Below are 19,327 nucleotides of genomic sequence, written 5' to 3'. Positions count from 1 at the left end.
CTGCACCTGACAGCCTCACGAAAGGACGGACACATGAAACGCAGAAGTAAGTTGGCGGTTCTCGCGGCCGCACTCGGCCTGGGCCTGCTCGGCCTGGGCGCGCCCGCCGCCCCCGCCGAGGCGGCTCCGACCTGGACGCTGCGCTGGGCACCCGATCCGACGGTCCAGGGTCTCGGCGCCTTCGAGACCCTGGAGGACGACCGCGCCGACTCGCACACGAGTTTCGGGCCGCACATCAACGTGGCGGGCGACGCCTACCGGTTTGACATGCACATGGTCGACCGGGACACCTCCACCGACCGGCAGCGCCACGAGGTCACCGGCAACCGGACCTCGTCCTCCTCCTACCTCCAGTGGAATCTCGGGGAGACCTGGCGGGTCACGTACTCGATGTACATCCCCAGCTCGCTGATGGCCACGACCACGTTCACGCACATCATGCAGACCAAACAGCCCGGTACCGGCAGCTCCCCGATCACGGTCACCTCGCTGCGCCGGGTCAACGGCGTGCAGACCATCGAGCACAAGGTCATCGCCGGGGACGTCCTGGTCGGCCGGACCAACCTGGAGCCCCTCCAGAACAAGTGGATCGACATCGAGTACGAGATGAAGATCGGCGACGGCACGGCGGGCTCCGTCCGCTGGGTCGTCAAGAGCGCCGGGACCACGATCGTCGACGCGACCAAGACCGGCGTCGACACCTTCCTCGACGACCGGGTCCGCCCCAAGTGGGGCATCTACCGCTCCCTCGGCGACACCTCCGGCTCCCTGCGCGACACCTACCTGCTGCTGCGCAACATGCGCGCGTACGAGCTCACCGCCGGCACCCCGGGCGACGCCCAGGCGCCCACGGTCCCGGACGGTCTGCGCTCGACCGGCACCACCGCCTCCAGCGTCTCGCTGGCCTGGAACGCATCCTCCGACGACATCGGCGTCACCGGTTACGACGTATACCGCGACGGCACCAAGGTCAGCACCGTGAGCGGGACCACCGCGACGGTGAGCGGGCTGTCCGCGAGCACGAGTTACTCCTTCACGGTCAAGGCCCGTGACGCCGCCGGCAACGTGTCCGCCGCCTCCAGCAGTCTGCCGGTGACGACCAGCGCGGCCGGCGGAGGGACCTGCCCCACGGCGTGGTCCTCCACCACGCCGTACGTACCGGGTGACGTGGTCTCGTACGCGGGCCACACGTACACCGCCACCTACTACTCCACCGGCGCGGTCCCCAACGACCCCGCCTCCTGGGCCGTCTGGCGCGACGACGGCACCTGCTGACACAACCCCGCGTTGCCGCCTCGCGCCGCCAGGCGTAGCGGCAACACCGACTCCTCACCCGCCCCTCCTTACCCATAGGCAGCTCTCACCTGCCGGAGCGTCATCCGGTAGCCCGCTGCCCCCACCTCCGCGCCCTTCAAAGCCAAGCCCAGGAAGGCCTGTCGCACGTTGCGAGACGTTCCCGACACGCCAACAGCCCTCACCTCGCACCACACCCCGAACCGCCCTCCAGGAGGTAGACCCGTGCGCAGACCCCTTCACCTGCACCGTCCACGCCCCGGCCTGACCCTCACCGCCCTGTTCGGTCTGCTGCTGTCCCTGCTGTTCATCGCAACCCCATCGTCCCGTGCCGCCACGACCGCCACCGACTACCAGGCGGAGAACGCGACGATCTCGCAGGGCACGGTGGCGACGAACCACACCGGCTACACAGGCACCGGGTTCGTGGACTACACCAACGTCACCGGTTCGTACGTGGAGTTCACGGTCGACGCCGCCACCACCGGCACCGCGACCCTGACCTTCCGCTACGCCAACGGCTCCACCGCCGACCGCCCGATGAACATCTCCGTCAACGGCGCGGTCGTGGCATCGAACGTCTCCTTCGCGCCCACCGCGAACTGGGACACCTGGGCGACCAGGACGGCGACCGTCACCCTGAATGCGGGCAGCAACAAGGTCCGCGCCACCGCGACCACAGTGAACGGCGGCCCCAACCTCGACAAGCTCACCCCCGCTACGACGGCCCTCCCGCCGGGCATGGCGGTGGCGCCCTACGAGTACTTCGGCTGGGGCAATCCGCAGAGCCCCACCACCGTGATGTCCGCGACCGGTGTCAAGTGGTTCACCCTCGCCTTCATCCTCTCCGACGGCACCTGCAACCCGGCTTGGGACGGCTCCCGTCCGCTTACCGGCGGGGACGACCAGGCGAAGATCAACGCGATCCGGTCGGCCGGCGGTGACATCATCGTGTCCATCGGCGGATGGAGTGGCGCGAAGCTCGGCGAGAAGTGCGCCAGCGCCTCGGCGCTCGCGGGCGCCTACCAGAAGGTCATCAACGCATACGGCCTGAAGGTCATCGACATCGACATCGAGAACACGGAGTGGGCCGGCGCCACGGTCCGCCAGCGTGTGGTCGACGCCTTGAAGATCATAAAGACCAACAACCCCGGCATCAAGACCATCATCACCTTCGGCACCGCGTCCACCGGCCCGGACTCCACCGGCGTCGACATGATCAACCGGGCGGCCAACTCCGGCCTGGCCAACGACGTCTGGTGCATCATGCCGTTCGACTTCGGCGGCGGCAGCACCAACATGGGCGCGCTGACCGTGCAGGCGATGGAAGGCCTCAAGGCCCGCGTCCAGTCCGCGTACGGCTACAGCGACGCCACCACCTACGCGCACATCGGACTGTCGTCGATGAACGGCAAGACCGACGTGGCCGGTGAACTGGTCCGCGTCGCCGACTTCCAGACGATGCTCGCCTACGCCCAGCAGCACCACATCGCCCGTCTCACCTACTGGTCCGTCAACCGCGACCGGCCGTGCACCACCGGGACCGACGGGGACTCCTGCAGCGGTGTGTCGCAGCAGCAGTACGACTACCTCAAGGTCTTCGTCCAGTACACGGGCTGAGAAAGGGGCTGCCACGAAAGGCCCCCTGAACAGAGCCACCCTGTCCTGGCGCACCGCCTGCACGGATTCTCCTGCGGCACCGGACCCGACATGGCGTTCACCGTGCCGTCCGCCGTGAGCGCGCTCGCCGATCCCGGATCCCAGGCGTGGCTGGACGCCCTGTGGACCAAGCTCGCCAGCACAGCGATCAACTTTTCGCTGTACTACGGCGGCTGCGTTCAGCTCCAGTCGAGGATCGTCGCCTCCGGGAACTACCGGGTTCCCTGACGATTCTGCACCCCCTTCAACGGCGCTGTGCCGGGCTCAGGTCCGGTACGGCGCCTCCACCTCGTCGGTGTTTACCGAGCACCTGCACGCCCTCGTCAACGATGCCCCGGGCGAGGAAAGAGCCGTGCCTGCCGGCGGTCGAACTCGTCCAGGGCCGTGCCTATGGCAGCCATGCCCCGCCGGTCGAAGCGGTCCGCCTTCCAGACCGCGAGCGTCTTGATCTCGCCGTCCATGACGGCGGCCATCGCGCCTGCGAGCTTCTCGCGCCGCACGTGCTGCTTGGAAGCGCTCCTCCGCTCCAACCAGACCTTGCGGACGGTGAGCCCCTGCCGGTCCATCTCACGGCGCAGGTCGCGCGCGCTGCTTGAGGGTCTCCCACTTCTTGCTGCGGCGCAGGTAGAGGTCGACCAGTTCCTCCGGGGACTTCCCCGCCAGCTCCTCGGGAGAACCGTCCCGGAACTCCTCCGGGCGCTCATGCCCGCCTCCGACCACGAGCCCCACTGCACCGACAGGGTCCAGCGGCAGGTCGCCGGTGAGCTCGTGCACGTTCCTATGGCGGTCCGCCGGTTTCGCCGGCGGGCCGTTTCGGCTGTTCGGGCGGGTGGTGGCCAGGGCCCACGGCGGCTCGCCTCACCAGCCGGGAAGATGACGGACTCGGCATGCGCCTTTGGCATATGCCACTGGCGCGTGCCTACTATCGCGATCTTCCGGTTCCCGAGCGGGGCCCGGAATTCCCAGGGGGGAAACATGAACAGTCCTGTCCGCAGGGCAGACGCAAGACGCTACTCGACCATGGCGTCCGTCATCGCTCTGCTGTCCGGCGCACTGGCGGTCCCGGTGCTCGCGAGCCCGACAACGGCATCCGCTGCCGAGACCTGCCCCAACACGTCGAACACGTACGTACTGGAGCGCCGGCCGGGAAACACCAAAGCAGATGCCTACACCGACAAGACGCTGCGGAAGTACGTGGACTTCGACCCGAGGGGTGGCGGGGCGAACGCACCACTGGTCTCCACCGACTTCACCGCCAAAGTGCCCTGGACCTCCAGGATCGTCGCCACGAGGGGCGGAAAGTTCTACGTCTTCGGCAGGGACGGCGTGAAGTCCTTCCGGGATGCGACAGCCGAGGGCGGACCACTCCTCGAACCGGTGGACACCTTCGCCGATACCGGAATCCCCTGGCTCAGCTTCGAGAAGATATGGGCCTCCGGGCCTTATATCTTGACGATCGACAACCAGGGAGCCTTCGAAGCCTATTTCGAAGGCGGCCATGTCATGCCCAACGGACAGAAGACGTTTGCTCCGGCCCCCGGATTCCCAGGTCCGAGCGACCCCAGGGTGAAGGAGATCCGTGCCGCGCAGGACGTGTGGTCCGCGGGCGGTGCAACCTACACGCTGGACGCGGGAACCATCAGGAAGTACACGATGGCCCGGTTCGGATCGGCGTTCAACGCACCGACGGTCGTCGCCACCGGACTCGACGACGCGGTCCAGGGGTGGAGCCCCGGCGCCGGAACCGTCTACACGGCCACCGCGAGCGCGGACTACTCCGGTCTCGTCAGGGGATACACCGGCACCGACACCCTCGTGTCCGCGAACCCGAGCGTGATGTCCGGTCTCTTCGGCGACGTACTCAGTGACACGGCCACCTGCCTGGCCCCCGCCTCGGAGGCGAAACCGGTCGTCGGCACCCCTGCGGATGACTCGGACCTGCCTCCCGCCCCCGTCGAACCCGACCCCGACCCGGCCCCCGGGCCCGTCGGTCCGCGAGTGGTCCGAGGTGTCTTCACGCTCGGCGACGGCCGGCCCGCAGCCGGGATGAACGTCCTCGTCGAGGCATCGGACGTCGCCGCGGAACACCCCGGCTCCCAGAAGCCCCCGGTCCTGGGAACAACGACCACGGCAGCAGACGGCAGCTGGTCCCTCACCCTTCCCGAAGAGCTGCCCGCGGACGTGGCCGCAGTGGCGGCCGACAACGGTGGAGCACTCAACGTCAGCGCCACCGTCGCCGGAACGACCAGCTCGGGCGTTCCCATGATCGGCCTGGACCACACCGTGGCCGCGATCGAGGATCCCGCGACAGCCCGGCCGACGGCGTTCGCGGCCGAGGCGAGTGGTGAGCAGCACACCACGGCCATGATCCCCGCGGCCGCCCCGGACACCACGTTCGCTCAACCCACGGCCGCGCAGGAAGCCACCACGTACGCCGCCGAGCAGGACGCGAGCTCCATCGGCGCGGCGTCGACCGCCCCGACCTGGCAGGCGGACAACCGTGCGCTGGAGAGCAGCTACACCCCGTACGTCGTCAACGGGACCGACGTCAGCGGCCAGGCCGTGACCCCGTACAGCTCCGGCACGTGCGAAACGCTGCGCACCGCTCTCTCCAGTCGCATCGCCTACACCACGGTCGGTGAAGGTCACGCCAGCTGGGATGCCTACGCCACCGTCGACTACGACAGCAAGCTGTCGACGACCGTCGACGTCGCGGTGAGCACCGGCAGCACCTGGAAGGCCAGCGGCGGAGTCTCCCTGGGCAGCAGCGTCGGGCAGACCACCGGATACACCAACCAGGGTCCGAACTTCGCCCGCCAGTACCAGATCCCGATCGAGTACACGAAGTACAAGTACACGTACTACTGCGGAGGAATCGCGAGGAGCTCCTACCAGAAGATCATCGCGGGCCGCTACAGCGTCCCGGCAGGAGGCGCGGTCGGCAAGATGGGCGCGGACGTCCGCTACAAGGACGGCTACAGCAAGTTCAACGCCTCGCCGAAGAGCCACCGCGCGTACGTCGAGCCGGGAAGCTACTTCCAGCTCTCCAGGGGCAAGAGCGTGAAGTGGAACGGGGCCGCCTCGGTCTTCGGTGTCAGCCTCGGCGCAGCCACGACATACGACCGCGACCACAAGCAGCGGATCACCGCTGGCAAAAAGGCCGGCCGACACGATATTTGGGGGCAGAATGACCGCGTCTCGGGGAATCCGGGCCTGTTCTTCTCGTGGTAGCGCCCTCACCCTTCTGCTCTTCTCCCTCCTCGCCTGCACGAGCCCCCAGGGGACTTCCGGTGACGCACTGGGAGAAGGAACGCAGTCATCAGGCGTCATCGGAAACGATCTCGCCAGGGTCGGCCAGAAATGGAACATCGCCCTGCCGCTGATGTACAACAAGTCGCCTGAAAGAATCCAGGTGACGGCGGCGGAAGTGGACCACGCACCCGAGGGAATCAAGATTCTCGGATACGGCGCGTACGACAGGAACGACACCGAGGGGGTTGCGCTCATCTCCCGGGTCGGGTCGCCCGGCATGCCGGACCTCGACACGCTCGAGAATCACGCGACCCGAGCGATATCGATCGAGCCCGGGACCGAATCGGATGTCTACTACGTAGTCAAGGTGGAGATCACGGAGGACATCACCGAGAACATCACCGGCGCCACCTTCACGTACAAGTCCGGCGAGCACACCTATACACAGTCCCTGCCTTTCGAGGCATCTCTGAGGTTGGAAGGATCGAAACCTTAAGGTCCGAGCTCCCTCCGCCCCCTCTGGGTGGCAGCTCTCGGCTGCCGCCCAGAGGTTTCTGCCGTGCCGGAGGCGTACGGGTCCTCTTCAGTGCCGGACCCCGGCAATGAGGAGGTTGTCTTCAGCACGGTGTACGACTCGCCCCCTGGCCGCGGGCCCGTAGCCTCGGTACAGGTGCGCCGGGAAGTCTGGTCGGCAGGAGCTTCCGCCTGCCCCGGAGTCGCCGATGCCACCGCCCACGTCAACCCGGCCCCCCACGCGGCGACCGAGCCGACCTCCTTCAACTGGCCGGGCATCTCGACAACTCCGATCCAGGGGCGGTGCGGGAACGCAGGTCGTCTCAGGCCAGGGCGAAGTAGCGCAGCCAGAGGTAGAGCGCGGACACGGCGACCGTGGCGGCGGTGACGACGAGGCCGTACTTGGTGAACTGCCAGAAGGAGATGGGCTGGCGGTTGCGTTCGGCGATGCCGAGGACGACGACGTTGGCGGACGCGCCGATGGCGGTGGCGTTGCCGCCGAGGTCGGCGCCGAGGGCCAGGGCCCACCACATGACGTGGTCGGGGTCCCCGCCCATGTCGGTGACGAGCCGGCTCGTGATCGGCGCCATCGTGGCGACGTACGGGATGTTGTCGACGATCGCGGACAGGACGGCCGAGCCGCCGAGCAGCAGCATGGATCCGCCGAGTTCGGCGCCGCCGATGGCGTCCGCGAGTGCCTTCGCCAGCTCGCCGATGACTCCGGTCTCGATGAGGGCCCCGACCATGACGAACAGGCCGGCGAAGAACGCCAGGGTGGGCCACTCGACCTCGCCGAGCACCTCGCCCGTCTCGACCTTCGAGACGGCCACCAGAAGACCGGCGCCGAGGAGGGCCACCACGCTGGGCTCGTAGTGCAGGGCGGGGTGCAGGACGAAACCGGCGACGACCAGGGCGAGGACGCCCAGCCCCAGGGCGAGGAGGCGGGGGTCGGTGATGGCCTCGCGCTCGCGCAGCGCCATGACCTCTTCGGCGCGCTTCTCGTCGTAGACGAAGTACTTCGCGAACATCACCCGGCAGAGCAGCACCAGGACGGCTATCAGGACCACGCACAGCGGCGCGAGGTGGACGAGGAAGTCGTTGAAGGTCAGGCCGGCCCGGCTGGCGATGATGATGTTGGGCGGGTCGCCGACGAGCGTGGCGGTGCCGCCGATGTTGGAGGCGAAGACCTCGGCGAGCAGGAACGGCATGGCCGGCAGCTTCAGCCGGTCGCACACCAGGAGCGTCACGGGGGCCACCAGCAGCACGGTCGTGACGTTGTCGAGCAGCGCGGACGCCACGGCGGTGATGACGACCAGCATCGCCATCACTCGAAACGGTTTTGCCCTGGCCTTCTTCACCGACCAGATCGCCAGGTACTCGAAGAGCCCGGTCCGCTTGAGCACGCCGACGATCATCATCATGCCCATGAGCAGGAAGATGACGTTCCAGTCGATGCCGGTCTCCTCCGAGTGGAACGCGGAGACGTCGTCGGTGGCGCCGATGGCCAGCATCAGCCCCGCGCCGCCCAGGGCCGCGGCAACCCGGTGCACCCACTCGGTGATGATCAGGACGTAGACGCCCGCGAAGACGGCGACCGACGCCCAGCTCTGCCAGTCGCTCACGCCTGACCGCCCGCAGCGAGCAGGTGCCGCATCAGGCCCGCCGCCGAGACGACCCCGAGGAGACGGCTCGTCTTCCCGTCTCGCTCGACGACCGCCACGAGGGGGACGTGGGTACGGGCCATGGCGGCCGCGATCTCCATCGTGCCGGCGTCCGGGCCGACGTACGGCGGCTTGAAGGTACGGGCGGGGAGCCACTCGGCCACCGTCTTGCCCATCAGGTCCTCGACGACCGTTTCGGCGTGCTGATCGTCGATCACAGGGGCCAGCAAGGGGTCCTCCATCACGTACTCGGGGACCAGCTGACCCACCACCTGGGAACCGGGCACGGCCGCGTACGGAACCCCGTCGGCGTCGAGCACCAGAAGTGCGGGCAGGTTGCGCTCGGCCAGCAGCCGCACGGCGTCCACGGCGGCGGCGTCGGTCGTGACGTGCGGATACGGCTCGGCGAGATCACGGGCGGACATGGCGCGGCTCCTGACCGGGGTTCGTCTGAAAACGGGAACGCGAAAGGACTCGCCGACCAGACTTCCCGGCACACCACCGGCAACTTTATAGGTCTCTTACGGTTTCTTGACGAGTCCCTGATGGCATCGTGCGGGAACCGCGGCCGCCGGGATCACACGTCGGCAGGACGCTGGTTGGCCACCAGCAGATCAGCCCCGTGGCCGACTCGTTCGCCCAGGCCAGGTTGAACAGCTCCATCGCCGTGCTGTTCGGCATCAAGAACGCATAAAGACTGCCGGGAACCGGCAATGAACATGCGTGCCATCCCGTGGAACCATCCCCGCGACGGCGGAAAGAGCGCGCGAGACGAGGTGTTGCGGATGGGCTGGTTTCTCGGTCTGGGCATCGCCGGTCTGGTGCTGCTGGTCCTGTCCCTGGTCTTCGACGGGGTGTTGGAGGGGGTCCTCGACGGGTTCGGCGAGGGGCTGGACGGGTTTCTGTCGTTGCCGGTGATCGCCGGGTTCGTATCGGCTCTCGGTTTCACGGGGGCGATCGTGCTCGGGACCACCGGTACGGGGGCGGGGGTCGCCACCGGTGCGGGCGTGGTCACGGGGGCAGTCGTGGGATGGGCGGCCTGGCGGTTCAGCCGGGTGCTCATGCGCGACACCGGCGCGCCCGCACCGAGGGGCGAGGACCTGACCGGGACACCGGGGTCGGTGGTCACGGCGATCCCGGCCGACGGGTACGGCGAGGTGCTGCTGTATCTCGCGGGTCAGCCGGTGAAGTACGCCGCGAAGTCGGCGTCCGCAGTCGGCCGCGGCACCGAGGTGTGGGTCGATTCCGTTCTCTCGCCGACGTCCGTCAGCGTCCGGCCGGTCGAACGCTGACCGCGCGCCGTCGGCAGTTCTTCACAGTTCACTTCTGATCGAAAGGGGTTCCCATGAGCCCTGTACTGGTGTCCGTGCTGGGCATCGTCGCCCTGGTCGTCCTGCTCGGCCTCGTCGTCATCACACGCTACAAAGTCGCAGGCCCGAGCGAGGCGTTCATCATCACCGGCCGACGCGGCAAGAAGACCACCGATCCGACCACCGGGCGGGAGTACACCGACAACAGCGGTCAGAAGGTCGTCGTCGGTGGCGGCGTCTTCGTCGTGCCGTTCGTGCAGCAGAAGTTCAGCCTCGACCTGTCCAGCCGGCACATCCCCGTCGCAGTACGGGGCGCGGTCACCCTGCGCGGGGTGAAGGCGAACCTGGAGGGCGTCGCGATCGTCAAGGTCGGCGGCACCGAGGACTCCATCCGGGCCGCCGCCCAGCGCTTCCTGATGCAGCAGGACGGCATCGTCGGCTTCACCCAGGAGGTGCTGTCGGGAGCGCTGCGCTCGATCGTGGGGCGGATGTCGGTGGAGGACATCATCCGCGACCGGGCGGCGTTCGCCGGCCAGGTCGCGGAGGAGGCGGAGGCGAGCCTGTCCGGGCAGGGCCTGGTGCTCGACGCCTTCCAGATCCAGGACATCACCACGGAAGGCTCCTACCTGGAGGACCTGGGCCGTCCCGAGGCCGCCCGCGCCAGGCAGGAGGCCGACATCGCCGAGGCCGTTGCCCGCCGGGCAGCCGAGCAGGCGCGGCTGAAGGCCGAGGAGGAGATCGCCGTCGCCCAGCGGACGCTCTACCTGAAGCAGGCCGAGATCAAGGCGCAGACCGACGAGGCCGCCGCCCAGGCGAACGCCGCCGGTCCGATGGCCGAGGCCGCCCGCCAGCAGGACATCCTCACCGAGCAGGAGAAGGTCGCCGCCCGCCAGGCCGCGCTGACCGACCGCCAGCTCGACACCCAGGTCCGCAAGCCCGCCGACGCCGCGCGCTACCGGGCCGAGCAGGAGGCCGAGGCCCGGCGTATCGCCCTGGTGAAGGAGGCCGAGGCCGAGGCCGAGCGTGCCCGGCTGACCGGTGAGGGCGGAAAGGCCCAGCGCGCCGCGCTCGCCGACGCGGTACGGATCGAGGGCGAGGCCCAGGCCGCCGCCATCGGCGCCAAGGGCTCGGCGGAGGCCGAGGCCATGCGGAAGAAGGCCGACGCCTTCGGCCAGTACGGCGACGCAGCCGTCCTGCAGATGCTGGTCGAGGTGCTGCCGCAGGTCGTCGCCAAGGCCGCCGAGCCGCTGGCGGCCGTGGACAAGATGACCGTCATCTCCACCGACGGGGCGGGCCAGTTGACCCGTACGGTCACGGACAACGTGGCCCAGGGCATGGAACTGCTCTCCTCCGCCACCGGCGTCGACCTCGCCGCCCTCCTCCAGGGCATCACCAGCAAGAAGCCGGCACCTGAAACCGGCGTGGCTCCGGCGGCTCCGAGCACCCTGGTCGAGATCGCCGACTAGGACACGGCCCCGGGAAGGCGAGAGGGGAACGGGCCTCAAGATTCAGGCACCCCCGACTCGTCCTTTCCATGGGGCGTTCCTTGCCGACGAGCGGGACGAGCTGCCCGTGCCGGGGAGTCAGAAGGGAGGACCGGTGTCCTCATCGAACACGAAGCGCGCCTTCATGGACAGCCGAACATGGAGATGCGTGTGCGTCCTGGTGTGGGGCTGGACGGCGGCGAGCAGTGGATCACCACTGTGGCTGCGGATCGCCGCCGGTGTCCTGGCCATGGCCTGGACAGCGCTTCTGGCCACGTCGCTTGTGATCGGTCGCCGCGGGAAGCAGGACCACAGCGCTCAGGACGGGAGTACGTGACGTTCCTCTGGCAGGGGGATCAGTCGACCGCACTCAACAGGGGGATGCATGATCTCGGTGCCGAGCCAGGGAGGGAGCAGTCGGCTGCCTCGGGGACACATGGTGGTCTGCGGCGACGACGGGCTGGCACACCGGCTCGCCGTCGAGCTGCGGGAGGTCTACCGCCAGCGGGTCGTCCTCGTCGTACCCGCCGAACGCGCAGACGAGCAGGCGGCCGACACGGGCATGGCGGACAACGACACCCTGAGCGGCGCGGCGGTCGTGCCCGTACGGGTGGTGACGGCTCCAGCTCCCACGACCGAGGCCCTGCTCCGTGCGGAGGTGGGACGTGCTTCCGCACTGGCGCTGGTGTACGAGGACGACGAGACCAACCTCCGTGCGGCGCTCGCCGCCCGCCGGCTCAGCCCCGGCATCCGGCTCGTCGTCCGCATGTACAACCGCAAGCTGGGCCAGCACCTGGAGGAACTCCTCGACCAGGCGGCTCTGGTGGCCGTCCCCGGCATGGACCGCGCCGCCCTGGACGCCTCCACGACCGTGCTCTCCGACGCCGACACCGCAGCGCCGGCCCTTGTGGCCACCGCGATCGCCGACACCACCAAGGTCGTACAGGCCGACGGCCTGCTGCTGCGCGCCGCCGAACGTCCCGCACCCGGCAGGGGCCAGGTGCCGGACCCGGGCCTGTGCACCCTCGCCCTCCTCTCGTCCACCGCGGCCGACCCGGCGGGCTTCGAGGGCTCGGACAACGCCGGAGCGCCGGCCCCGGACCTCCTGCCCGACGACCGGACGGTACGCGGATCCACCGCCCGCGGCACCGTCGTCCTGGAAGCGGTACGCCGCGAAGGGCCGGCCCTGCCTCCCCGACAGCTCGCCCGGCGCGGCGCCCCGCTCGGGCAGGTCTTCTCCGCCCGGTTGCGCTGGGCCCTCGCCGGCATCGTCGCGGCCGTTCTCGCCCTCACGGTGGCCACCACGGTGCTCACCGGCGAGCACGTGGCGCACGCCGCCTACCTGACCCTGCTCGACCTGTTCTCCATCAACGATCCCGCCGTCGACGAGTCGACCACCCGCCAGGTACTGCAACTCCTCTCGGGTCTCGTCGGCCTCGCCCTGCTCCCGCTGCTCGTGGCCGGCGCCTTCGAAGCACTCGGCACCTTCCGCACCGCCGGTGCCCTGCGCCGACCGCCCCGCGTGATCTCCGGGCACATCGTGCTGCTCGGTCTGGGCAAGGTCGGGGCCCGTGTCCTTGCCCGGCTGCGTGAACTCGACATCCCCGTCGTCTGCGTCGAGCAGGACCCCGACGCCCGCGGCATCGCCCTGGCCCGCGACCTGGGCGTGCCCGTGGTCCTCGGCGACGTCACCGAGGACGGCGTCCTGAACGCGGCACGTGTCCACCGCGCCGCCGCCCTCCTCGCCCTGACCAGCTCCGACACCACCAACCTGGAGGCCACCCTCGCCGCCCGCGCACTCAAGAGCGACCTCCGGGTGGCGCTCCGCCTGTACGACGACGACTTCGCCACCGCCGTCTACCGCACCCTGCGCTCCGCACACCCCCAGGCGGTCACCCGCAGCCGCAGCGTCTCCCACCTGGCCGCCCCCGCCTTCGCGGGCGCCATGATGGGCCGCCAGATCCTCGGCGCCATCTCCGTCGAGCGCAAGGTCCTGCTCTTCGCCGCCCTCCCCGTCGCGGGCCACCCCCAGCTCGAAGGCCGCACCGTCACCGAAGCCTTCCGCGCGGGCGCCTGGCGCGTCCTCGCTCTCGACACCGCACGCCCCGAAGCCCGCTCCCCCGACCTCGCCAACACGGGCCACGACGCCGAGCACCAGTCCCTCCTGTGGGACCTCCACCCCGGCCACGTCCTGCGAGCCGAAGACCGCGTCGTCATCGCCGCCACCCGTCAGGGGCTCGCGAACCTGCTGGCCAGGCACCCCGCAAGCCACGACTCCTGAGGGCACACGACCGCACGCACACTGCACCTTCGTGCGCGCGCCCATCAGCGTGCGGCCGGCGCCCGCACCGATTCGCCTCCGGAGCCTTCCGCAGGGGGCCGAAGAAGGGGAACACCAGGACGAGACACCGTGGCAGAGCCTCGTCGGCCGCCTGGTGGAGGTGGTGCTGGGGGTGAGGGCCCGGGAGGCTTTCCCTCGCGGCTTGTCGTGACGGCGGTCAGGTCACGGAGTAGAAGCGGATGGCGACTTCGGAGTCGTCGCCGCGGGCGAGGCCGATGAAGACGGTGCGGGCGAGCCAGAGATGGGCGGGGGCGGCGGTGCGGAAGACGGGGGAGGTTCTGTAGTACACACCCGCCTCGGAAACCTGCAGGGCGCCGTCGTACTGGGCGGGGGCCGTGGGGTCGTCCTCGTGGTAGTAACCGCGGTTGGTGATGTCGATGACCGCACCGTCATCGGCTTGAAGGAGGTATCGGGCGTCGAGCTGGTAGACCCCGCCGCGTCGGTCGCACCAGTCGCCGCCGCCGGCCAGGACAGTGCCGCGCAGGCGGGGGCCATCGACAGTGCCGCCGGTGATGGGGACGTACTCGGTGACTTCGCCGGCACCGTGCCCGATGCGCAGTGAGGGGGCGAGGAAGGCACGGACCTCGAAGGCGAAGTCGAGGGCGGGGGTGAAACCCGGCCCGACGACAGTCTGCGACTCTGGGGCGATCACGGCACTCCGTAAGGCTGCGGGGCTGGCGTGGCGGTACGGCAGATCCTAGGCAAGCCACTCCCAAAGTGGTCAACGGCGTTGACATAGTGCTGCTCTCTCGCGGCCACCGACCGCTCGTCGGGGGCGTCTTTTCGCGGCACTCGTGGGCGCTTCGCGCGGAGGACGCCCCGCTCTCCGTGGCTCCCTTGAAGGTGTTGTCGTCCTGGTCGCCGAGGGCGTAGACGCACGAGCGGTCCGCGGTGACGCTCGCCGGGCACGGCGCGGCCGTCGCGCCGAGGGCCACGCGCGGGGCGTCGAGGGAGGCCACCGGACGCCAGGTGTTCGTCGCCGGGCTGTACGCCTCGACGCTGTCCAGGATGCCCTCGCCGGAGCCGTCGGGGTCGAAGCCCCCCACGGCGTACACGCAGATGCCGCGCAGGCCCGGCACGGAGCGGGGGCAGGGCGCGGTCGCCGCGCCGGGAGCGTCACGCTTCGTGCTGAGGGAGGGCAGCGTCCGCCAGGTGTTGGTGGCCGGGCTGTACGCCTGCACCGTGTCGCTGAAGGAGCCGCCGACGACGTACACGCGGATGTCGCACAGCCCGGCCACGGCGGGGCAGGGTGCGGTGGGCAGGCTGGGGGCGTCGACGGCGGTGCTGGTGCGCCCCGAGGTACGAGGCCTGCCGGAACAGCAGGGCGGCCACCGCGGTCCGGGGGCCCGGGCGAGGAGGGCCTTCAGCGCGCGAAGACGTCGGCGGCCCCGCGCAGGCTCCTCCAGGAGGCCCTGCGCCCCGGGGCGGCCGTCAGTCCTTCTCCCAGCCCGAGTGGAGGCGGGACTTCACGTCGTCCGGGGGCAGGAACTTCGACCAGCGCTCCGGGAACTCGGACGGCATGTCCGGGTCGTCCTCGTCGACGTCCTCCGCCTCGGCCCGCACGCGGGCGACGAGTTCGGCGGCCTGGGCGGCGCGGGCGCGTTCGTTGGCCTCGCGGGCGGCGGCGGTGGCGACGGAGGGCCAGACGCGGTCGATGGCGGCGTTCACGGCGGCGCCGACGAGGACCGCGAAGGCCGAGATGCCGATCCAGAGGAGGACGGCGATGGGGGCGGCGAGGGAGCCGTAGATCGTCGGGCCCTCGACCTGGCTGGTCAGGTAGATCCGCAGCAGGAAGCTGCCGAGGACCCACATCCCGAGCGCGACGAGCGCGCCGGGGATGTCCTCGATCCACGGAGATCTGACGGGCACGGACACGTGGTAGAGCGTGGTGAGGAAGGCGACGGAGAGCAGCGTGACGACCGGCCAGTAGAGGACGGCGACGACCTCGGTGCCCCAGGGGACGAGCTCGACGACCCGGTCGGGGCCGACGACCGCGAGGGGCAGCACCACGGCCCCGATGAGCAGCGCGATGATGTAGAGGAGCAGGGCGAGGAGCCGGGTCTTGACGATGCCGCGGTGCCCGTCGAGTCCGTACATGACGGTGATGGTGTCGATGAAGACGTTCACCGCGCGCGAGCCGGACCAGAGGGCGATGGCGAAGCCGAGGGAGATCAGCTCGGGCCGTTTGCCCTGGGTGATGTCGTCGAGGAGCGGCTCGGCGATCTCGTGGACGCCCCGGTCGGAGAGGACCGTGCCGGCCGCGTGGAGGATGTTCTCCCGGATGCTGGCGACGGTGTCGGTGTTGGTCCAGTCGTCGGCGTAGCCGAGGACGGCGATCAGACCGAGCAGCAGCGGTGGCAGGGACAGCAGCGTGAAGAACGCGGCCTCGGCGGCGAGGCCGAGGATCCGGTACTCGATGCACGAGTTGACGGTGTCCTTGAGGAGCAGCCAGACCATCTTCCGCTTCGAGACGTTGCGGTAGAGGACGCGCGCGCGGTGGAGCCTGCTCCAGGGCCGCCGCTCGGGCCGTTCGGGTGTTTCGCTTGCTGCCTGCACCTGCTTACCGTATCGGCATGGCACCGAGCACCCACACCGTGACCAATCAGGCCCCTCCCCTGGTCGGATATGACGTCTTCACGAGCGATCGGGCGCTGTCGGAGGCGGTCGAGAGGCACCTCGCGCCGGAGCTCCTCGCGGAGGCGCGCGACGAGCTGAGCCTGCTCGGCCGGGCGACCGGTTCGGCTCAGGTACGGGAGTGGGGCGAGCAGGCGAACGCGCACCCGCCCCGGCTGCTGACCCACGACCGGTACGGGCACCGGATCGACGAGGTCGAGTTCCATCCGGCCTGGCACCGGCTCCTCGGCCGCTCCGTGTCGGCCGGGCTCACGCACGCGTGGGGCCGTCCGGGTGGTCATGTGCGGCGGGCCGCCGGCTTCCTGGTGGCCTCGCAGGGGGAGGCGGGGCACGGCTGCCCGGTGTCGATGACGCACGCGGCGGTGCCCGCGCTGCGCGCCGAGCCGGAGCTCGCGGCGGTCTGGGAGCCGGCGGCGCTCTCGCACGTGTACGAGCGGGCGCTGCGTCCCGTCGCGGAGAAGCCGGGGGCGCTGCTCGGCATGGCCATGACGGAGAAGCAGGGCGGCAGCGACGTCCGGGCGAACACGACGGAGGCCCGGCCGCTCGCGGCCGACGGCGAGTACGTCCTGACCGGGCACAAGTGGTTCTGCTCGGCGCCGATGTCGGACGCCTTCCTCGTCCTCGCGCAGGCCCCGGCCGGCCTGACCTGCTTCCTCGTCCCCCGGGTGCTCGCGGACGGCTCGCGCAACGCCTTCGCGATCCAGCGCCTCAAGGACAAGCTGGGCAACCGGTCGAACGCCTCCGCCGAGGTGGAGTTCGACGGCACGACCTGGGCGCGCCGCGTCGGCGAGGAGGGGCGCGGGATCCGGACCATCATGGGCATGGTCGCGGCGACCCGGCTCGACTGTGTGCTCGGTTCGGCGGCGCTGATGCGGCAGGCGGTGGCGCAGGCCGTGCACCACGCCTCGTACCGCTCGGCCTTCGGCGGCCTGCTCGTCGACAAGCCGCTGATGCGCAACGTCCTGGCCGATCTGGCCCTGGAGTCGGAGGCGGCGACCGTCCTCGGCATGCGGCTCGCGGCGGCGTACGACGCCGGTGACTCCGACGGCGGCGGCTCCGAGCAGGAGCGGGCCTTGCTGCGGATTGCCGTTCCGGCGGCGAAGTACTGGGTGACCAAGCGGTGTACGCCCCTGGTGGCGGAGGCCCTCGAGTGCCTGGGCGGCAACGGGTACGTGGAGGAGTCCGGGATGCCCCGGCTGCTGCGGGAGTCGCCGCTCAACTCGGTCTGGGAGGGCTCGGGGAACGTGCAGGCGCTCGACGTGGTGCGGGCGCTGCGGACCGAGCCCGCCGCGCTCGACGCGCTGCTCCGGGAGGTGGGCGCGGCACGCGGCGCCGACCACCGGCTCGACCGGGCGATCCGGGGTCTGCTCGTCGAGCTCGCGGACCTGGAAGGGGTCGAGGCGCGGGCGCGGCGGCTCACGGAGCGCCTCGCTCTGGTGCTGCAGGGCGCGCTGCTGGTGCGGTGGGCTCCGCCGGAGGTGGCGGACGCGTTCTGCGCGGCGCGGCTCGGCGGGGACGGCGGCGCGGCGTTCGGGACGCTCCCGCACACGCTGGACCTGCGGGCGGTCGTGGAGCGGGCGCGGGTCGCGCTCTGAGCCGGGAAGTGCTGTGCCGCGCGTACCAGGGGTGGACCTGAGGGGGTGTCTCATCAGGCCGGTACGCGCGGAAAAGCGGGGGTGGTGCTGCGCCGACACGGCACCACCCGCCGCTCGCACCACCCTCGCCCAGGGGACTGGTCGGTCGCCAGAGTTGCAAAGGGTTGCAGGATTACCCGAACCGGGCCTCGCCGGGGGGTCCCGGGCGGCACGATGGGCACCGACACTCCGGACATCTGCCCTGTGCAGAACCGATACAGCACCCCGGGTGGCTGGGAGAGACCGATGAACAACACGCAGCTCGACATGAAGCGGCTCGCCTCCATGGACGCCGCCCAGGCCACCCGGCTGCTGCACCGGGTGCGCGAGGAGACCCTGGCGGGCCGCAGGCCCCCGATCGCGCCCCGCCCGGTGATCGACGCCTCCTGGCAGCGGATGGCCCGGCTCGGCCTCGACCCGGACCAGAGCACGAGCACCGTACTGCTCCAGCGCGACGAACTGGAGCAGCGGCGCAGGACCACGCTCCTGTCCGAGGTGATGCAGACGCTGAGCGGCGGACTCGCCGGCATCGCCGACGCCTCCCTCCAGATCATGGTGGTCACCGACGAGCACGGCCGGGTGCTGTGGCGCCAGGGGAACCTCGCCGTGCTGCGGAAGGCACACAGCATCTGTCTGGAGGAGGGCGCGGCCTGGGCCGAGGACGCCACCGGCACGAACGCCGTCGGCACGGCGCTCGCCATGGGCCGGGCGGTCCAGGTGCACTCCGCCGAGCACTACGTGCAGTCGCTGCACAACTGGACCTGCGCCGCCGCGCCGGTGTACGACCCGCGCGACCAGCGGCTGCTGGGGATCCTGGACGTGAGCGGTCCCGCGTCCAGCTTCCATCCGGCGATGCTGGCCCTGGTCGGCTCGGTGGCACAGCTCGCCGAGGCGGAGATGCGGGAGCGGCACCACCGGTCGATCGAGCGGCTGCGGGCCGTGGCGGCGCCGATCCTGTGCCGGGTGGGCGGCCGGGCCGTCGCGGTGGACGCCCACGGCTGGACGGCCGCCGTGACGGGACTCGCGCCGGCGGACCGGATCCCGCTGCCGAAGTCGTTCCGCGCCGGCCGGGTCTGGCTGCCCTCGCTCGGCGTGTGCGCGGTGGAGCCGCTGCCGGGCGGCTGGCTGCTGCGGGTCGAGGAGGAGACCCTGCCCGAGGAGCCGGGCTCGGAGGCGGCGAGCCGGGTGGTCCTGGACCTGAGCCGGCCCCGCCGCTGGACGGTGGCCGTCTCGGGGGTGGCGGGCAGCTGGCAGCAGGAGCTCAGCCCCCGGCACGCGGAGCTCCTCTATGTACTGGCGCTGCACCGCGACGGACGGACGGCGGCGGAGCTCGCCGAGGACGTGTTCGGAGACCGTACGAGGACGGTGACCGTACGGGCGGAGATGTCCCGGGTACGGCGCAACCTGGCGGGGGTCCTCGCACACCGCCCGTACCGCTTCCGCGAGGAGGTCGCGGTGGAGGTGCTGCGCCCGGAGCGCCCGGGAGACCTGCTGCCCCACTCCACCGCCCCCGCCGTCCGCGCCGCGACCCCCGCCTGACCGGCGG

The 19,327-nt window shown here is 70.5% G+C and carries 16 protein-coding genes and 2 pseudogenes; 11 read left to right on the top strand and 7 right to left on the bottom strand.

The window, feature by feature from the left end; all coding sequences use genetic code 11:
* Positions 1–33: 33 nt before the first annotated feature.
* The 4 genes and pseudogenes from ABT041_RS25025 to ABT041_RS25005 form a co-directional block, all read left to right on the top strand.
* Positions 34–816, top strand: a pseudogene (locus ABT041_RS25025) (Tat pathway signal sequence domain protein); the annotation flags it as partial.
* Positions 799–1,275, top strand: coding sequence for a fibronectin type III domain-containing protein (locus tag ABT041_RS39100; RefSeq protein ID WP_502976589.1), 477 nt, complete (start codon positions 799–801; stop codon positions 1,273–1,275). The pseudogene ABT041_RS25025 and the gene ABT041_RS39100, both read left to right, overlap by 18 nt.
* Before the next feature lie 243 nt (positions 1,276–1,518).
* Positions 1,519–2,913: a carbohydrate-binding protein gene (locus tag ABT041_RS25010; protein ID WP_351187997.1), complete on the top strand. Its 1,395-nt coding sequence runs from the start codon at positions 1,519–1,521 to the stop codon at positions 2,911–2,913.
* 90 nt (positions 2,914–3,003) lie between these two features.
* Positions 3,004–3,180 (top strand): hypothetical protein, encoded by a 177-nt coding sequence (locus ABT041_RS25005; RefSeq protein WP_351187995.1) that lies wholly within the window; start codon positions 3,004–3,006, stop codon positions 3,178–3,180.
* Between the two features lie 95 nt (positions 3,181–3,275).
* Here ABT041_RS25005 and ABT041_RS25000 read toward each other — a convergent pair whose 3' ends face one another.
* Entirely contained in the window at positions 3,276–3,518 is a 243-nt protein-coding gene (locus ABT041_RS25000) for a recombinase family protein (protein WP_351187993.1), read from the bottom strand.
* A gap of 1 nt (position 3,519) precedes the next feature.
* The gene (locus ABT041_RS24995; RefSeq protein ID WP_351187991.1) at positions 3,520–3,726 is read right to left on the bottom strand and encodes a hypothetical protein; all 207 of its coding nucleotides are present in this window, start codon (positions 3,724–3,726) and stop codon (positions 3,520–3,522) included.
* Positions 3,727–3,972: 246 nt separating this feature from the next.
* Between ABT041_RS24995 and ABT041_RS24990 the strand changes: the two genes are divergently transcribed.
* Complete coding sequence (locus ABT041_RS24990) at positions 3,973–6,183, top strand: hypothetical protein (protein WP_351187989.1); 2,211 nt, start codon at positions 3,973–3,975, stop codon at positions 6,181–6,183.
* Between the two features lie 151 nt (positions 6,184–6,334).
* Entirely contained in the window at positions 6,335–6,700 is a 366-nt protein-coding gene (locus ABT041_RS24985; protein ID WP_351187987.1) for a hypothetical protein, read from the top strand.
* Between the two features lie 340 nt (positions 6,701–7,040).
* Here ABT041_RS24985 and ABT041_RS24980 read toward each other — a convergent pair whose 3' ends face one another.
* Entirely contained in the window at positions 7,041–8,339 is a 1,299-nt protein-coding gene (locus tag ABT041_RS24980) for an ArsB/NhaD family transporter (protein WP_351187985.1), read from the bottom strand.
* Positions 8,336–8,803 (bottom strand): CBS domain-containing protein, encoded by a 468-nt coding sequence (locus ABT041_RS24975; RefSeq protein ID WP_351187983.1) that lies wholly within the window; start codon positions 8,801–8,803, stop codon positions 8,336–8,338. Before ABT041_RS24975 ends, ABT041_RS24980 begins: the two co-directional genes overlap by 4 nt.
* 360 nt (positions 8,804–9,163) lie before the next feature.
* On the opposite strand from ABT041_RS24975, the gene ABT041_RS24970 reads away from it, so the two are divergent.
* The 3 genes from ABT041_RS24970 to ABT041_RS24960 all read left to right on the top strand — a co-directional run bounded on the left by ABT041_RS24970 (position 9,164) and on the right by ABT041_RS24960 (position 13,453).
* A complete protein-coding gene (locus ABT041_RS24970; RefSeq protein ID WP_351187981.1) occupies positions 9,164–9,670 on the top strand; it encodes an NfeD C-terminal domain-containing protein in 507 nt (168 codons plus the stop codon).
* A gap of 53 nt (positions 9,671–9,723) precedes the next feature.
* Positions 9,724–11,154, top strand: a complete 1,431-nt coding sequence (locus tag ABT041_RS24965; RefSeq protein ID WP_351187979.1) for a flotillin family protein — start codon at positions 9,724–9,726, stop codon at positions 11,152–11,154.
* A gap of 454 nt (positions 11,155–11,608) precedes the next feature.
* Positions 11,609–13,453 carry an NAD-binding protein gene (locus tag ABT041_RS24960; RefSeq protein WP_351187977.1) on the top strand — a complete coding sequence of 615 codons (1,845 nt, stop codon included), beginning with the start codon at positions 11,609–11,611 and terminating at the stop codon, positions 13,451–13,453.
* 217 nt (positions 13,454–13,670) lie between these two features.
* On the opposite strand, the gene ABT041_RS24955 is transcribed toward ABT041_RS24960, so the two are convergent.
* The 3 genes and pseudogenes from ABT041_RS24955 to ABT041_RS24945 form a co-directional block, all read right to left on the bottom strand.
* Positions 13,671–14,165, bottom strand: coding sequence for a DUF3237 domain-containing protein (locus ABT041_RS24955; protein WP_351187975.1), 495 nt, complete (start codon positions 14,163–14,165; stop codon positions 13,671–13,673).
* Positions 14,166–14,472: 307 nt separating this feature from the next.
* Positions 14,473–14,751: pseudogene (locus ABT041_RS24950) on the bottom strand (hypothetical protein); the annotation flags it as partial.
* A 193-nt stretch (positions 14,752–14,944) separates the two neighbouring features.
* Positions 14,945–16,069: a YihY/virulence factor BrkB family protein gene (locus ABT041_RS24945; RefSeq protein WP_351187973.1), complete on the bottom strand. Its 1,125-nt coding sequence runs from the start codon at positions 16,067–16,069 to the stop codon at positions 14,945–14,947.
* A 17-nt stretch (positions 16,070–16,086) separates the two neighbouring features.
* On the opposite strand from ABT041_RS24945, the gene ABT041_RS24940 reads away from it, so the two are divergent.
* Both ABT041_RS24940 and ABT041_RS24935 read left to right on the top strand, forming a co-directional pair.
* The gene (locus ABT041_RS24940; RefSeq protein ID WP_351187971.1) at positions 16,087–17,742 is read left to right on the top strand and encodes an acyl-CoA dehydrogenase family protein; all 1,656 of its coding nucleotides are present in this window, start codon (positions 16,087–16,089) and stop codon (positions 17,740–17,742) included.
* A gap of 285 nt (positions 17,743–18,027) precedes the next feature.
* Positions 18,028–19,320 carry a helix-turn-helix domain-containing protein gene (locus tag ABT041_RS24935; RefSeq protein WP_351187969.1) on the top strand — a complete coding sequence of 431 codons (1,293 nt, stop codon included), beginning with the start codon at positions 18,028–18,030 and terminating at the stop codon, positions 19,318–19,320.
* The last annotated feature ends 7 nt before the right edge of the window (positions 19,321–19,327 follow it).

Source organism: Streptomyces sp. NPDC002825 (assembly GCF_040295385.1).
In the GTDB taxonomy this organism is placed as follows: domain Bacteria; phylum Actinomycetota; class Actinomycetes; order Streptomycetales; family Streptomycetaceae; genus Streptomyces.
The sequence above is the reverse complement of the archived record's forward strand: the minus strand, read 5'-3'. Positions and strand labels throughout refer to the sequence as shown.